At 42.2% G+C, this 16,522-nt stretch carries 10 protein-coding genes; 5 read left to right on the top strand and 5 right to left on the bottom strand.

All coding sequences use genetic code 11. From position 1 onward, the window contains the following. From V7K27_RS36170 to V7K27_RS36160, 3 genes are all read left to right on the top strand, one after another. On the top strand, positions 1 to 216 hold a 216-nt coding region (locus V7K27_RS36170; RefSeq protein WP_334953684.1), incomplete at its 5' end, for a hypothetical protein. Positions 217 to 232: 16 nt separating this feature from the next. Further along, positions 233 to 2,461, top strand: a complete 2,229-nt coding sequence (locus tag V7K27_RS36165) for a caspase family protein (protein ID WP_334953683.1) — start codon at positions 233 to 235, stop codon at positions 2,459 to 2,461. A 238-nt stretch (positions 2,462 to 2,699) separates the two neighbouring features. Then, on the top strand, positions 2,700 to 3,626 hold the full coding sequence (locus tag V7K27_RS36160; protein ID WP_334953682.1) for a DUF2382 domain-containing protein: 927 nt from the start codon (positions 2,700 to 2,702) through the stop codon (positions 3,624 to 3,626). A 215-nt stretch (positions 3,627 to 3,841) separates the two neighbouring features. Here V7K27_RS36160 and V7K27_RS36155 read toward each other — a convergent pair whose 3' ends face one another. Continuing rightward, positions 3,842 to 4,081 carry a hypothetical protein gene (locus V7K27_RS36155; protein WP_334953681.1) on the bottom strand — a complete coding sequence of 80 codons (240 nt, stop codon included), beginning with the start codon at positions 4,079 to 4,081 and terminating at the stop codon, positions 3,842 to 3,844. Positions 4,082 to 4,262: 181 nt separating this feature from the next. Between V7K27_RS36155 and V7K27_RS36150 the strand changes: the two genes are divergently transcribed. Both V7K27_RS36150 and V7K27_RS36145 read left to right on the top strand, forming a co-directional pair. Further along, positions 4,263 to 5,183: a YsnF/AvaK domain-containing protein gene (locus tag V7K27_RS36150; RefSeq protein WP_334953679.1), complete on the top strand. Its 921-nt coding sequence runs from the start codon at positions 4,263 to 4,265 to the stop codon at positions 5,181 to 5,183. Between the two features lie 467 nt (positions 5,184 to 5,650). After that, positions 5,651 to 6,574: an ion channel gene (locus V7K27_RS36145; protein ID WP_334953678.1), complete on the top strand. Its 924-nt coding sequence runs from the start codon at positions 5,651 to 5,653 to the stop codon at positions 6,572 to 6,574. A 12-nt stretch (positions 6,575 to 6,586) separates the two neighbouring features. Here the strand turns inward: V7K27_RS36145 and V7K27_RS36140 are convergent, their stop codons facing one another. The 4 genes from V7K27_RS36140 to V7K27_RS36125 all read right to left on the bottom strand — a co-directional run bounded on the left by V7K27_RS36140 (position 6,587) and on the right by V7K27_RS36125 (position 16,508). Next, a complete protein-coding gene (locus tag V7K27_RS36140) occupies positions 6,587 to 6,787 on the bottom strand; it encodes a hypothetical protein (protein ID WP_334953677.1) in 201 nt (66 codons plus the stop codon). 891 nt (positions 6,788 to 7,678) lie between these two features. After that, positions 7,679 to 13,120 (bottom strand): trifunctional serine/threonine-protein kinase/ATP-binding protein/sensor histidine kinase, encoded by a 5,442-nt coding sequence (locus tag V7K27_RS36135; protein WP_334953675.1) that lies wholly within the window; start codon positions 13,118 to 13,120, stop codon positions 7,679 to 7,681. A gap of 309 nt (positions 13,121 to 13,429) precedes the next feature. Continuing rightward, complete coding sequence (locus V7K27_RS36130) at positions 13,430 to 15,076, bottom strand: sensor histidine kinase (protein ID WP_334953674.1); 1,647 nt, start codon at positions 15,074 to 15,076, stop codon at positions 13,430 to 13,432. A gap of 277 nt (positions 15,077 to 15,353) precedes the next feature. Further along, positions 15,354 to 16,508, bottom strand: a complete 1,155-nt coding sequence (locus V7K27_RS36125) for an amidohydrolase family protein (protein WP_334953673.1) — start codon at positions 16,506 to 16,508, stop codon at positions 15,354 to 15,356. Positions 16,509 to 16,522: the final 14 nt, after the last annotated feature.

Raw genomic sequence — 16,522 nt, 5'->3', positions numbered from 1 at the left:
CATTTGTCATTTGTCATTTGTCATTTGTCATTTGTCATTTGTCATTTGTCATTTGTCATTTGTCATTTGTCATTTGTCATTTGTCATTTGTCATTCTCCTCATCTCCCCCATCTCCCCCACTCCCCACTCCCCACTCCCACACTTTGATCAAGCAAACACCATCTGTAACTTTACATTACAGAGTTCAGCCCTGTAAGCTGCTAACTGATAGCTGAGAGCTGATAGCTAATTATGAAACGGCGCAGTTTTTTACACAGAATTGGCTCAATACTCGCGGTATTGGGGGTAACTGAAGCTGAGTGGTTGACTTTGGGAAATCGCTATTATCAGGCTTTGGCAGAACCCAGTCCGCGCAAGTTGGCATTGTTAATAGGTATTAACCAATACCCACAAATTTCAGCCCTCAGTGGTTGTCTGACGGATGTGGAATTGCAAAGAGAACTTTTGATTCATCGCTTTGGCTTCCAAGGGTCAGATATTTTAACCTTAACTGAGGAAGAAGCTAGCAGGGAATTCATTGAGGCGGCTTTTTCGGATCACTTGAGTAAGCAAGCTAAACCTGGTGATGTGGTTGTTTTCCACTTTAGTGGCTATGGTAGCCGTGTCAAATTGGAAACATCGCCAGAGACAATGAAAAATGCTCTAGTGCCAGCGAATGCAAGTAAAAAATCACAAGATGAGAAAATAGTCAACTATATATTAGAAGAAACTCTACTGCTATTATTGCGATCGCTCCCCACAGACGTAACAGCAATATTAGATACTAGTTATGACGCTCCTAGCACAGTCTTAGGATTAAAAAGTCGCGCCCTTCAGGAGTCAGTAGAGGCAAAGCTAGCAGCAGAGGAACTCGACTTGCTCAAACAACTTAAAACTCAGAAGTTACCCAGCACTCCGATTGTTTTAACAGCTACCTCAGAACCAAAGCAGTCGGCGAGAGAAGGACTCTTTTCTGGTTTTAGTGCTGGGTTATTTACCTACGCCTTGACGCAGTATTTGTGGGAATTCACCCCAGCCACTACAATTCAAGTTGCGCTGTCTCATGTGGAAAATTCTCTATCCAAATTGGGTAGCAAACAGCAACCAGCATTATTAGGTAGTCAGAAAAATCAACATATAAACCTCTCTCCAAACCTCTCCCCTAAAAAGGGAGAGGCTTTGAATTCTCCCCCTTCCCTAGTAGGGAAGGGGGATGGGGGGTTAGGTTTCGTGTTGGCTAGTGAGCTACAGCCAGAGAATATTATTGGTGCAGAAGGCGCGGTGACAGCCATTGAAGAAGACGGCAAAACAGTGCATCTGTGGTTGGGAGGATTACCTCCACAAGTGCTGCTATACTACGGAGTGAATTCTCGATTCACCCTAGCAACAGGAGAAGAGTTAATATTGCGATCGCGGACTGGGTTAACAGCAAAAGCGCAAATTGCCAAAATTGAAGGTGCAAATTCCCTGCAAGTCGGGCAACTCGTCCAAGAAGCAGTCCGGGTTTTACCCCGAAATATTAATTTAACAATTGCTTTGGATACTGGATTGGAAAGAATTGAGCGAGTAGATGCGACAAGTGCCTTTGCCGCATTTTCCGATGTGTCCACCGTAGTAGTAGGAGAAAAACCAGCTGATTATTTATTTGCCAAATTACAGCAAACACCTAGTCATTATGGGCTATTTTCTCTTGGTGGCGAACTAATTCCCAATACCACGGGGGAAGTAGGAGAAGCAGTGAAATTAACGGTGCAGAGGTTAGCGGCGAAATTATCAACCCTGCTTGCAGCCAAGTTATGGCGACTCACAGAAAATCAAGGTTCTTCCCGCTTGGGAGTCAAGGCAACCTTAGAAATAATTAGTGACACATCGCCAAGCGTCGTCATGCAGCGCCAAACAGTGCGAACCTTCAAAACTGAAACTTCGATTAAAAAATCAGTACAGACGGGATTAATCGCGTCTCTGCCCACTCCCATTGTCCCTATCGGTAGTCGAATGCAATATCGAGTGGAAAACCAGAGCGATCGCCCAGTATATTTAATCTTGCTGGGATTAAACAATAATCATACAGCGATCGCCTTCCACTTTTGGGACACCCCCCAAGAACCCAACACTGCGGACACCAAGCCCCTCCTCAAAGAAGTCGTCATCGCCCCAGGTGAAACCCTCACCTTACCCCAAACTAATGCTGCTTCCGCATGGGTGATTTCAGAACCAGCTTTCTTTGACGAACAACAACTAATTTTTAGTACTGCCCCCTTTAGCGAAACTCTCGCCGCTTTGAACACTGCTAAGTATTCCACAGCCGAACAAAGCCCGATTAGTCCATTGTTGAATTCCTTAGACATTGCCCAAGCCTTGCTACAAGACTTGCATAACGCCAGCGCCCTCAAAACAGAGATGAACGGCACAGCAGCCGACTCATATATCTTGGATGTGAATAATTGGGCAAGTTTTAGCTTTAGTTTTCAAGTAATCTAAGCACATAAACCACAAAATATCTCAATTAAATTCAGTCGCTAGTACGAGCAGACACGCCACAATATTTTTTACATTCGCGTCTCTAGTTAGCTATATGGCATAGAGAAAAAATATCTATAACTTTTGATTATTTAAATTTAGAAATAATTCATTCGGCAGAAGGAGGTAAAAAAGTAAATAAATGTCTACTTTAGTTATTAAGAGATGAAGAGAAAATTTTTGAGGTTAAATAAATATAATGGTTCTTCACAAACTAGAAGATTTTGAGCCTAACTATCAGGATAGTTTTGATGGACATGACATTAAGGGTCTGGGTGTCTATACACAAGGAACTGATGAAAAAGTTGGCACTATTAGCGATGTTTTAGTTGATGAGGAAGGTCATTTTCGCTATCTAGTCGTTGACTTAGGCTTCTGGATTTTTGGTAAAAAAGTATTACTACCAATTGGTCGTGCCCGTATTGACTATAACACTGATCGTGTTTACACAATTGGCTTGACTAGAGAGCAAGCAGAAGATTTACCTGAGTTCAATGAACGCCAAACCCTTGATTACGACTATGAAGAACGGGTGCGTGGGGTATATCGCCAACCGGTAGACTACGCCCTTCCTCTAGATGCATCATTGACAGCACAACCGGGAGACTACGCCCTTCCTATAGATGCATCATTGACAGCACCAGTGGATAAAACCTATCAGCAGCCGGTTACGCCTACTTACAATCGTGATAGCTACACTTACGAAAATGAGCCTTCTTTATACGGGTTAAATGAGCAAGATCATCAAACCCTGAGATTGTATGAAGAACGGCTGATTGCCGGTAAGAAACGCCAAAAAACTGGAGAAGTAACGATTGGCAAGCGTGTTGAGACTGATACTGCACGGATTGCAGTGCCAGTAGAAAGAGAACGAGTTGTAATTGAACGTGTAACCCCAGCAGATGCCGGTACTGCCGTTTCTGGGCGCGAAGCAGACTTCCGTGAAGGCGAAGTTGCTCGCATAGAACTTCACGAAGAAACTGCTGATGTTCGCAAAGAAGCATTTTTGCGTGAAGAAGTCAGAGTTAGAAAAGTGGTGGATCAAGAAACAGTTGAAACTCAAGAAACTGTGCGTCGTGAAGAGTTAGACGTGAATTCTGGTAATCTTCCGATTGAAGAACGCTAACTAAATATAGTCATTAGCTAGTCTGACAATTCAGGTCATGTGGAAAAGCTAACGATTGACCTAACCCCCTAGCCCCCTTCCCGTGTCGGGAAGGGGGAAAATTCAAAGTCTCTGACGCCACATGCAACAAGAGTGGCTCGCCGCCCAAGGCAGTGGCTCCTCCTTGTAGGAGAGAGATTTTGCAGATAAGAGTGAAAAGTCAGATTAGCTAGTAACTAATGACTAATAATTAATTCTACACGGTGCAGGTAAGGCTGTTGAATTAGCTTTACCTGTACTTGCGATCGCTGATACCAGTTTAGATTTTGGATTGCGAATATTGCTCTGGTTGAAGAAGAATGCAGAATCCAGAATTCAGAATTCACCAATCTTTCAGTCGGGGATTCGGACCCGCCACTACGAAAGTTGACCACCAAATCATAGATTTGGTGGGGGTCTAAAAAGAGGTTATTCATCCGCTTTTTCGGTCAGAATACCTAACATGAATTCTGAATTCTGACTCCTGACTCCTGTTCGATATGGGTTGTATAAATATATATGTCGCAAACATTTTCTAAATTGTATTCAGATGAGCAATACATTTAATATAGTTAACTAGAAAGCAGTTCAGAAATTTTGCATATGAATAGCCAACCGATGACAAAAAACATTGGACAGGCAAATACGAAGACTCGCACTAGCACCTCACTAGCAGATTTAAGAAAGAAGGTGAAGGATTTTGCTGTCATCGATAAGCAAGGTCAGTTAGTAGGAGTAGTTCATGATTTAATTGTGGATGCCAATCGTCGGTTAAACTTAGTTATATCTAACCAGGCGAATCAAAAAACCGGAAAATATGGCCAGCAGTTAGCCGATAAACATCCTTCTTTATTTCGGTTACAGAGCCAGAAAATCAAACAAATTGACAAGCCGACTAAATCTGTTTTCATTGACTTAAACAAATCAGAAATCGAGTATATGCCTGAATATTTAGAAACAGAAACACCAGGCGAAGCCTATGGGCAAGCTGCTCCGCATCTACCCACACTATCAGAAAACTCAACTGAGCAACTAGTCAATAATCAAACTACAAATAGCCCAGTTGAACCAGTAAATTTAGAACAGGTTAGCGAAGAACAGATTATTCGTTTACTAGAAGAACGGCTAGTTGTTGAAAGCAGTAAGCGTAAAATTGGCGAGGTGATTGTTCGCAAAGTCATCGAAACCCGGATGATACAAGTTCCTGTCCGGCGTGAAAAGCTGATTGTGGAACAAATTAGTCCAGAACACAAACAACTTGCAGAAATTGATTTAGGAGAAGAGGAAATTTCTGGCGTTGACTTGACTGAAGTAGAAAGACTTGAAGTTACAGGTTTTGACAGCAGTTTAACGGTAAGCGGTGAATTTAGCTCGCCTAAAACTGCTAGTTTATTGTTGAATGCGATCGCGCTAGAGCGAAATCACGGATGCAAGCAGGTGCGTGTTACCATTGCTGTTGAAGATGAGTCACAGCAGAAAAAATACCAGGAGTGGTTTGACCGTTGTTCTAAAGGTCAATCGCTAAAGCCGGAAAAATAAGTTTCTAGAAGATAAATTAGTAGGGTGGGCATTGCACACCCTATTTTTTTGCCGATTTACAGCAGGTTTCATTTATTTGAACCACATCGGTCATAGGGGCACAGCAATGCTGTGCCCCTACAGCCTTGGCGAATGGAATAGAGCCTCCGGCACGCTGACGCGAACGCGGCTATACAAACAAAGTCCACCTCCGTGGACTAATAAATTAAGGATTCTTAACCCACGTTCGCCCTTGGCGTTCCGCAGGAAAGGTGGGTAAAGTCTCGTGTAGACGCGGTTTCTAAGCGCCCTTTTAACGTTAAGTTGACACGCATGAGCTTTTTCTGTGCCCTTACCCCGCTATTTACCTGAAAATAGCTCTAAAAAAAGAAAGGTGAAGTTTCCCGTTTCCTAGCGGGTAAGTGGAATGTCTGCAAAGCAACTTAATTTACAATACTAAGCAGTTGCCGTTCTTTTGGCTACTTGCAATGAAATTTCGACTCAAGAGACTTTCACGGAAGAAACAACAGCGTCTGATCCCACCGATTCAGATTCAAGTTCGAGATGGAAAATTTGAGATTATGGGTATAGGTGCATGGCATTCCTACTGGCGCGATCCCTATCATCTGCTGCTAACGATTCCCTGGACTGCCTTTCTGCTCCTGATTTTTACTTCCTATATAACTATTAATGCTCTATTTGCCCTAGCTTACTTGATTGGAGGAGATTGTATTGCCAACGCCCGACCTGGATCTTTTTTAGATGTCTTTTTCTTTAGCGTCCAAACCCTAGCATCCATCGGCTATGGGGCAATGTATCCTAAAACAACTTACGCCAACATTATTGTCACTATTGAAGCAATGATCGGTTTGGTGGGAATTGCTGTGATGACAGGACTAGCGTTTGCTCGATTCTCCCGACCTACAGCCCGTGTGGTTTTTAGCCGTGTTGCTGTAATAACACCTCATAATGCGATGCCGACTCTCATATTTCGCAGCGCTAATAAGCGTCGCAATATAATTCTGGAGGCGCAGATGCGAGTCTACTTAATGCGCGACGAAGTAACCCTAGAAGGGCAGTTCATGCGTCGGTTCCACGATCTCAAACTGCTGACGAACCAAACACCTAGCTTCACTTTAAGCTGGTCAGTGATGCATGTCATTGATGAGTTTAGTCCTTTATATGGGATGACACCAGAATCCTTAACCCAGACAAATACTATTCTGATCGTCTCTTTGAGTGGCCTTGATGAAACGGTTTCACAGGTCGTCCATGCCCGTCATACTTATGGTGCTAATGAGATTTTGTGGAACAATCAATTTGCCGATATCTTCCACCACACACCCGATGGACATCGCTACATTGATTACAACCGCTTCCACGATGTTTTCCCTTTAGACGAAAACAGTTGAAATGCCGGAAAGTTACTCGGAAATCTGATTAAGTGGTGGTTGCAAGGGTTTAACCACAACCCGACCATTTTCAACTACAGTGCAACTTTTAACCATGCTCTTGCTGTGGTTAACTGGCACATCCTGGCACTGCTTTTGGAGGCAGACATTTTGATTTTGCTCTTGTTGTTGGTTGAGGACGACAACACAACAGGCACCGGAGGGGAAGGACATATAAACATATTTTGATCTCTATATCTATTATCGCTCTACTGATGCTGTTTGGCTCAAAAATTTGCTAAGGAATAAGAATTAAACGAAGTCGCAAGTCGCAAGTCGCAAGTAAGTTTTGTGACTCTTATTTAGCGAGAAACGCGGTCTTGGGCAAAGCCCCAAGTGGAGCGTTTTCTCAAGACAGACCCCGACCCAAAACGTTCGGCAATTGATGCTATGCTACTTTTACCCCTAAACTTTGTTAAATAACATACAATTTATCAAACAGAATTCAGGAGTCAGGAGTCAGGAGTCAGAATAGTTAAAGAATCAGGAGAATATTTGATGAATCAATATACCAATTCTGCTGGATTCCTTCTAAATTCTGACTTTTGACTTTTGACTTCCCCGAACGCGAGTGCGTCTCCAAGAGTTGGGGCTGACTCCTGGGTGCTGAATTTTTAGCTGATTTATTTTTGATCAGAATTGCAGAGACTTATTTTAATTGAAGTCTCTACAATGAACTATAAAGCTTTTTATTCAGTTTTGTTTGGTTTTCTGATGTCTGTAGGAGGTTGTACTTTCTTCTTCTTTGTTCCGCTAGCCTGTGTTTGCTTCAATGCTTTGTTGGAATTTTCTTCTTGACTGGACATAATACTAAATTTTAAGGTCTAATACAATTTAATCTACATTACGGGTATTGTCGACTACTGAAATATCTCAGAGAAAATTTAAGTAAATAGACCAGGCGGTGGGATAGCACATCTGTGCTACCATACGACAGATGTGGTTCAAATACATGGAAGCTGCTGTAATTACATGGAATACAGACCTAACAAGAACAGCCCGTTAAGAGCTAGCGTTGGGGAGTAAGTCTCAAATCCGTACTTCTTGAAATCGGAGTAGTAGCTATTAAGATACTGGAATCTTAATGACAAATTCTGTTCCTTCACCAAGCACAGAATTGCAACTCAACCGCCCATTGTGGGTTTCCTCGACAATTTGACGAGCGATCGCTAATCCTAATCCTGTTCCTTTCCCTACCTCTTTAGTTGTAAACAGGTGGTCAAATATCCGCGATCTAATCTCCTCTGGCATTCCGTGACCGTTATCTCTGATGCGAATTGCTACCGTGTGTTGGTCACTGGATACTTCGGTGTGAATCAGTATTTGCTGATGATCGGCTCTGACTTGGGCAAAAGAACGCCCCTGAATGGATGTATCGAAGGCATCAATTGCATTAGCGAGGATGTTCATAAATACTTGATTTAGCTGTCCTAAAAAGCACTTTACAGGCGGTAATTTTCCATATTCGGTGATGACTTCGATCGCTGGACGTTTTTCGTCAGCTTTGAGGCGATACTTCAAAATCAACAAGGTACTCTCAATCCCTTCATGGAGGTTACAAGCAACTTTTTCGGCTGTATCGGCTCTGGAGAAGGTGCGGAGGCTGTTACTAATGTCTTCAATGCGATCGCTTGCCATCTTCATCGAACTTAATAGCTTTGGTAAGTCCTCAGTTAGGAATTCTAGATCAATTTTTTCGCCATGCTTAATGACTGCGATCGCCGGAGTGGGATAATGTTGTTGGTAGGATTGGATATGGGCGAGTAAGTCTTCAGTATACTCTTCGGCATTGTCGATGCTGCCTTTCAAAAATCCGATAGGGTTATTAATTTCATGTGCCACCCCTGCAACTAAATTGCCCAAGGTTGCCATTTTTTCATTTTGCACCATTTGTAATTGGGCTTGCTCAAGTTCTTGCAGCGATCGCTCTAACTGTTGTCCATAATTTTGAGATTCTTGATAAAGACGAGCATTTTCTAGAGAGATGGCGGCTTGGGTGCATAGCAGTTGGATAACTTCAGTGCGATCGCTCGTAAATGCACCAATTGTCAGCGGATTTTCTAGATATAGCAGCCCGATGATTTTGCCCTGATTTAACATCGGCGTACACAACACACTCTTAGGTTGTTGCTGCATGAAATATGGGTCGGCGATAAAATCAGTTTGTGCTGTTACATCATCGAACACAACAGTTTTTAAGCTGCGTTTGACAGAGTTTACCAGTGTAATCGGAATGCCTTCGCTGGTTGACAATGGTACAGATAGTAAGGTGACTCCTTCATTGATGCTGGCTACGGCTTTAACCATTAAGTTGCCCTGTTGGAGTATAAGCAGGGCAGCCTTTTGTGCCCCAGCATTTTCGATCACCACTTGCAAAAGGGTAGTGAGTAATTGCTCTAATTGAATTTCACTGGAGAGAGCTTGTGAGGCTTTAAAGATGGTGGCAAAATCGAGGGCTTTAGAAATATTGTTGCTAGAAAGGTTTGTGTGGATGGTTTTATTTGGGAATGATAATGTATTGACAGTTAAACTCAGTTGAAATTGATTAAGTTGCCCTTGTAGGATGGGAGCCAGAAGTTCAGGATAGCGTTTTTCTAAATCCTCGGTTTTGGCTTTAGCGCCCCAACGGGCATAGCAGTAATAAGCTTCTTGCATATAAGCTTGAGCGATTTTTTCTTTGCCCCACTCATGGTAGAACTTGGCAGCTAGTTCATTGCTCAAGGCTTCTTCTTGGATATATTCGTTTTCTTTAGCTAGAGTTATGGCGCGATCGTAGAATTCCATTGCTTTGTTTTTTTGCAGCAAAATCCGATGCCGTTCTGCTTCGACTAAGTAAAATTTGTGTTGATGATTCATTGGGGCATGATGCGCCCATTTTTTCAGCTTTTTCTGATGGGACGTTACTTTTTTAAGAGTCTGTTTTTGCTCAGTAGTCGTTGCTGTTGGATAGAGAATTAGTTGGGTTAGCGCCTGATAAAAATAAACTATTGGTACAACTGACGTCGATGTTATCCCATCTAAATAGGTTATTGCATTAATTGCTGCTTCAGATGCTCCGGTATAATTTTCAAACAGGTAGCAAAGTATTAGTTCATTGGCATAGCTAAAGCACAATCCAGTGCGATCGCCTGCTTGCTCTTGTAATGGGCGAATAGTTTGGGCATCATAAACAGCACCTGATAAGTAACTGGGATTAGTAGATCCCAACAAATTCAAGATGGCTTGACGAAATGAATTAATATACGTATGAGGTTTTTCTTGTTTAAAGTGGCTGTAGACTTCAGCATAGTCACCCATCTGTTTTTCTAACTCAGCCAATTCGTGCCCCATCAAGTATTCTTGAAAACTACTGCCATAGCTAGCCCAAGCAGCATATTCAATATCTCCTGTTTCTAACCCCACTTGATAGGCTTCGGCTAATGGTGCAATTGATTCTTTAAGGGGTTGATGCCAGTGATTAATAAATGCTTCAACAATGAAGACGGTTCTAGCTTTCAATTCCTTGCTATGGAATTTTTCGAGAATTTGTAATGCTAATTGGCCAAATTCATAACCTGTCTGAATATTTCCCAGAATCCCACACTCAATCAATCCATACCAGGCATAGCCAAATGCAGATGCCGCCGCATTGCCGTACTGCATCGATAAATTGACTTCACTCAAGATTATTTGTGGTAGTAAATCTGGACGACCAATATAAGCCGTTGAATTTGTACTAGCCAGAATTCGGATTGCTGCCAGTTGTTTGTCCCCCGTCATGTCAGGTAAATCAATTAAATTTAAAGGAGATTTACCTAAAAGTCGTAATTTTGTTTGGCCTAAACTGAGGAATGTTTGCGTTTTATTTTCTTGATGAGATAGTTTTACACCTAAAAGATTTAGCAGTGCGATCGCAGTCTGAATCGAATCATCAAAACGACTCTGAGCTAAATAAGATTGGATTTGAATCTCAATCGATTTCACCTGATCTAATAAGACGTTAGCATGTTGTTGCACTTGCTTAACAAACTCTTCTACTTGGTCAAATTGACCCATGAGATAGGCTGCCGAAGCTGCTTCTTCATACAAGGCTAATGTGAGTGAATACTGTTGTTTCCAGCTATCTGTTCTCAATAGCTGAATACCGCAACTGATATATTCTATTGTATTAGCATAAGCAGTAGATAGTTTGGCTTTTTGCCCAGCCAGCAAATTTAACTGGGCTAATTGATCTCGCTCAGACTGTTGAGTGATTAGCTCTACACCAATATTCAATTGATTAACAATCTCAAAAATTCTCTCTTCCTGCTTTTTAATAGGTATTTTGCTTAATAGAAGTTGGCCAATTTGCAGATGGATAGATTGCTTTTTATCCTCTGGGATTAACGCATAAGCCGCTTGTTGAACGCGATCGTGTAAAAATTTATAGTTTACAGTTAGCGAACTTTCTACTAAATCCTGTGTTTCCCGCCCAACATAGAATTTATAAACTTCACTTTGCGGCAGGATTAATCCTTCTTGTAATGCTTTCCAGAGGTATGTTGCTGTTTCGGTTTCGGAATTTTCTGAAACAATTGCCAATGTCGCCAAATCAAATTGATTACCAATACAAGCCGCTAATTTCAAAACATCCTGCGTTGATTCTGGCAATTTACGCAACTGTAACACCATAAAATCAACCACATCATCTGTCAGGGCTAACGCCTTCAACTGAGTAATATTACACTGCCAACTTCCGCTATCCAAATCAAATTTAATTAGCTGGTCTTGATGCAGTGCTTTGAAAAATTGCGTACTAAAAAATGGATTTCCTTTGGTTTTCTGATAAACAAATTGTGTGATTATTTGTGTAGTTTCTAGCGAACAATTTAGGGTATCAGCAACCAGTTGATTTAAACTTGATTCACTCAGTGGAGCTAATGTAATTTTGTTAATGCTAAAATTGGCTTTGGCAATTTCATCTAATGTCAACATCAATGGATGAGCAGCAGAAACTTCATTATCCCGATAAGCTCCAATTAAAAGTAAAGCTCCACTTCCTGACTCACTCATGAGCAACTGCATCAATTTGAGTGATGTAGAATCGGCCCACTGCAAATCATCGAGGAAAATTACTAATGGATGTTCTTTTGTGGTGAATACCTGAATGAAGTTTTGGAAGAGTAAATTAAAACGATTCTGGGCTGCATTGGGTGAAAGTTCGGTTGCAGGTGGTTGTTGACCAATAATTTGTTCTAGTTCGGGAATTACCTCAAGAATGACTTGCCCTTGATCGCCCAGCACTTGTAAAATTTTATTTTTCCAAGTTGACAATTGGACATCACTTTCACTCAGCAATTGCCCCATTAAGTCTCGAAACGCCTGCACAAAAGCAAAGAAGGGAATATTACGATTAAATTGGTCAAATTTGCCTTTGATGAAGTAGCCCCTTTGCCGGACAATGGGTTTATGAACCTCGTTGATCAAAGCAGTTTTACCAATACCAGAAAAACCAGCCACCAGCATTAGTTCTACCCCCCTTAGTCCCCCCTTGGTAAGGGGGGGCAGTGCGTTGGTAACGCGGTCAAATGCTTCTAGCAGAGTTTCAACTTCTTGCTCACGACCATAGAGTTTTTCTGGGATAATAAAGCGATCGCACACATCCCGTTGGGCAATTGGGAAACTCTCAATTTTCCCCGCTTCTTTTAGCTGATGTAAACAAATTTCTAAATCATATTTCAGCCCGAATGCACTCTGATAGCGGTCTTCGGCATTTTTTGCCATCAATTTGCTGACAATAGATGAGAGTACAGGCGGAATTTGGGGATTAATCTCATGTACTAAAGGCGGAAGTTTGGCAATATGACAATGTACCAATTCCATCGGATCGTGCGATTGAAATGGTAATTGCCCTGTTAGTAAATCGTAAAAAGTTACACCTAGAGAATAAAAATCAGTACGGTAGTCAATTCCCCGATTCATGCGTCCGGTTTGCTCTGGAGACAAATAGGCGAGTGTCCCTTGTAGGACATTAGGACTCATGAGGATTTGAGTTTCTCGTGGCAACAGAGATGCAATACTAAAGTCAATTAACTTAACTTCTTTAGTTTCTGGATTAATTAAAATATTGGCGGGTTTAATATCTTTGTGAATGATGCGATTACGAATTAGAATATCTAATGCATTACACAGAGCGATCGCTACATATAAAAACTCAATCAGAGCTTGTGCTGTTCCCCCCATCCCCCCATTCTCTCCTCTCCCTTCCCACTGGTTGAGAGAAATTCCCCCAAAGTCTTCCATCACTAACGCATAGCCATTCTGATAGGGTTCCAGGCTGTAGGTTTGGATGATTCCAGGTAGATTTAGATTTTTGGCGATCGTGAACTGGTTGCGAAACTGTACTAATTCGCTGAAACTGGGATAAGCAGTTTTCATCAGCTTAATCACCACAGATTTTTGGTCAGTCTCTCGATTAGCGCGATAAACTAAAGTTCGAGAACCGTTGTATAGTTCTTCGCTAACGTGATATCCGGGAATGCTGACCATAGGGCTTAATTTTTGATACCTTATTATCTAGGGTTCCCATAAATAGGGGAATATTTACAGCTATAGATTAAAGCATTGCACCCAGATGTGAACAATGGGTTATACCAATTCTGTATGAAGATGCGCTAAAGCATATTTAAGTTCAAGAAAGAAAAACGAACCGCAAAGGACGCAAAGGAGAGGCAGCGCGTTGCGGGGGTTCCCCCCGTTGTAGCGACTGCCGTCACAAAGAAAGAAAGAAAGAAAGAAGTTAAAAGGGTTTGGCGCAGCTTTACAAAGAAATGGTATTAGTGATACCAAGTAGCTCCGTCATCTTTGCATTGATTCAGGTTGATGAACTGGTATCTCAATTACAAATTTGGTGCCCTCTCCTAGTGTGGAATCACACCATATCTTGCCATGATGTTTTTCTATGACTATTTTGTAGCTGATGGATAAGCCCAAGCCAGTGCCTTTACCGATGGATTTGGTGGTGAAAAAAGGATCGAAAATGCGCGATCGCACTATTTCAGGTATCCCGGAGCCATTGTCGGCGATCGCAATCTGCACCCAATTATCAGCCATAACTTGAGTTGAAATCCAAATTGTACCGGCTTCTTGTGTTTGTTGAGCAGATTCTTCCAGCGTATCGATCGCATTCGCCAGTATGTTCATAAATGCCTGATTTAGTTGTCCGGGATAGCACTCAACCAATGGCAACTGACTGTAATCTTTAACAACTTCAATTGCCGGAGACTCTGGTATTGCCTTGAGGCGATGTTGCAAAATCAGCAGCGTATTGTCAATCCCCTCATGAAGGTCAACAGCTTTGAATTCGGATTCATCTAGGCGGGAGAAGTTACGGAGAGATAAAACAATTTCCCGAATCCGTTGACTGCCAACTTTCATTGATTGCAGTATCTTGGGCAGGTCTTCATTCAGAAAGTCGAGATCCACGTCATCCAAAGTTGCCTGGAGCGTTTGGGGCGGATTGGGGTAGTGCGCCTGATACGCCTGAACCAATTTCAGTAGGTCTTTACTGTAGCTATTAATATAAGTAATGTTGCCATGAATAAAATTGACAGGGTTATTGATTTCGTGAGCAACTCCAGCGACCACTTGCCCCAGACTTGACATCTTTTCAGTTTGAACAAGTTGCTGTTGAGTGTTGTGCAGCTTAGTTAAAGCTTGCTGAAGTTCTTCTGAATGCTGCTCTTTTTCAGTGAGCAGTGTTTTCACGCGTTCGATCAAATGGTTGAATGCAGTCGCTAGAATGCCGATTTCATCCTTGCTAGTGACGGGGGCTTGCAGGTCAAAGTTAGACTCTTGGGTAACTCGCTGCGCCACCTCTGTCACGGATTGCAGTGGTTTGGCAATGCTGCTCGAAATTCTCAATCCGATGATCAATGCCAAAATAACACAGCCGAAACTGGTGATACCGATCACAATCATTGTCGGTCTGGCTTGGGCGATCGCATTATCATACAGCGATGACCACTCTAAAATCACGGCACCAGTGACCTGTTTTTGATTGTTTGTCAGGCGAACGACAATTAATTTAATCCCTTGGGGATAATCAACGCTCTTTTCCAAAAAAGTTCTGGATTTGCCATCCTGCATCGTTTTCTGGATTTCATTGTCCAAGTCATGGTCAAAAATCGTGCCGACATTTTCAGGAACAGCATCCGCCAAAATTAGCTTCTGCCCATTGACCACCACAATGTCACGCTTTTGCAGATCATGCAGCAAATTGGCAAAGTTTTGCAGTTCATCGGAACGTTGAACAGAAATGGATTCGCGATCATCAGGCATATGGTGGACAATGGAAGCAGCAAGCACTTGGGCAACCTGTTCAGTTTCCGCGATCGCTAGAGTTTTAGCAATTTTCTGGTTTTGGGCGATCGCAACCGCACCAACAACGCTCATTAATAAAGAAATACCAACAAAGCTTCCAACCAGTTTCTGAGAAATTTTCATCACGATAAATCAACCATAACCATGTCAATCTAAAGTTAGTATTCCCAGATATTTGAACCACAAAGTTTTGAAAACTGGATGATCTTGATAAAACTGGTAAAATTTCTCTACTGTAGGCTTTTAATTTGGCGAAGGTATTGCAGATATCGCGGGTTAAGCCCAACGTAAGGGATCTTACGGGGAGGCAAAAAGGGCTAGTAGTCTATCAAGCTTAAATTGATGGGTAGTGCGAGCATCTTGCTCGCGTCGTGAGCGAGACGCTCACACTACCAACCCGTCAAAATGAATTTGACAGACTACTAGTATCTATTTCGGGCGTTGATTGGTAGAGAACTAAGGCATTTTCACGTAAAATTGCGACAGCGATCGCCTCTGCTTCAGCCACAGTAATGTCAGAATCTGCAATTGCTTGCTCTAGTACTTCCCCTAAAAGCTGGCGACCCCACTTTGCACCCAAATAGTACAATTCTGGAATTGAGTGTGCATCAGAAGAATACATTAATTTAGTAGTGGGAGTTAATTCTAACAGCTGCCTAATTACTTCCCGCATCCCGGACACGCTTAAAAAAGGTATTGCTAAACCGAAATCTAAATAAACTTGGGGATATACAGAAGCCAAATAACCAGCCTGCTGCATGTAAGGATAGGAAGCATGTAGTAATACTAATGGTACATGGCGGTACTGGGGTAACTCTAGTAAATATCGCAGATTTAGGGGATTAGCCAATCGTAAATCCAAGTCGGGATCACCATAGCCAGTATGGAATTGCACTGGTAGGCGATATTTAGCTGCTACTAATAACGCCTGTTGTAACAGAAAATCAATCAGGGATTTATCAGTCAGTCGCAGAGGTTGATTTTGCAGTTGTTGTTTGAGTAGGTCAAAGTGAGCCGCCGCCACCTCCTCAGCTACAGGTTGAATATCCAAACCACTCCGGTAACAAGCAATACTTTTAAAAGCCACCACTCCAACCGGTGGTGGATCAAGTTCGCTGATGAATCTTGCTAAGAATTGTGCAAAATCTTCTGATTGCGGAATTAGCTGTTCTGCTAATATTTCTAATCTCAGAATTCGTCGCACAGGAATAAACCTTTCATGCCACGATATCGGTAGGATAGTTTCAGGCTGCAAACCATCATCTAAGTAAATCGCCTCTAGGTTAGCGGCCCGAAAATAAATCTGCGTCAGTTCTTCTAACCCTAGACTTTCCCGCCGTGCCAAAATTGCTGCTTCTTCAGCTTCGCAGTTTAATAAAGCTGCAATCTCGCGCAAACTACGCCGATAAAAGAACGTATGACGGGCATGGTAGTTGATGATTTCTGGATCATAGCTCTCAGTGAAGGCACTCGCGTAAGGATATTGGGCAACAACTTCTGGTCTTAAGATGTTGTGGGCGTGTTGGTCAATTAAAGGAATGTCAGCTAGATTCATTGGTAGGTAATCAA

Source organism: Nostoc sp. (assembly GCF_036919575.1).
Lineage (GTDB): Bacteria > Cyanobacteriota > Cyanobacteriia > Cyanobacteriales > Nostocaceae > Nostoc.
The sequence above is the reverse complement of the archived record's forward strand: the minus strand, read 5'-3'. Positions and strand labels throughout refer to the sequence as shown.

Excerpts from the sequence above, each read along its gene's own strand:
- V7K27_RS36165 (WP_334953683.1), top strand. The coding sequence starts at position 233 with ATGAAACGGCGCAGTTTTTTACACAGAATTGGCTCAATACTCGCGGTA.
- V7K27_RS36160 (WP_334953682.1), top strand. The coding sequence starts at position 2,700 with ATGGTTCTTCACAAACTAGAAGATTTTGAGCCTAACTATCAGGATAGT.
- V7K27_RS36155 (WP_334953681.1), bottom strand. The coding sequence starts at position 4,081 with ATGAATAACCTCTTTTTAGACCCCCACCAAATCTATGATTTGGTGGTC.
- V7K27_RS36150 (WP_334953679.1), top strand. The coding sequence starts at position 4,263 with ATGACAAAAAACATTGGACAGGCAAATACGAAGACTCGCACTAGCACC.
- V7K27_RS36145 (WP_334953678.1), top strand. The coding sequence starts at position 5,651 with ATGAAATTTCGACTCAAGAGACTTTCACGGAAGAAACAACAGCGTCTG.
- V7K27_RS36140 (WP_334953677.1), bottom strand. The coding sequence starts at position 6,787 with ATGTCCTTCCCCTCCGGTGCCTGTTGTGTTGTCGTCCTCAACCAACAA.
- V7K27_RS36135 (WP_334953675.1), bottom strand. The coding sequence starts at position 13,120 with ATGGTCAGCATTCCCGGATATCACGTTAGCGAAGAACTATACAACGGT.
- V7K27_RS36130 (WP_334953674.1), bottom strand. The coding sequence starts at position 15,076 with ATGAAAATTTCTCAGAAACTGGTTGGAAGCTTTGTTGGTATTTCTTTA.
- V7K27_RS36125 (WP_334953673.1), bottom strand. The coding sequence starts at position 16,508 with ATGAATCTAGCTGACATTCCTTTAATTGACCAACACGCCCACAACATC.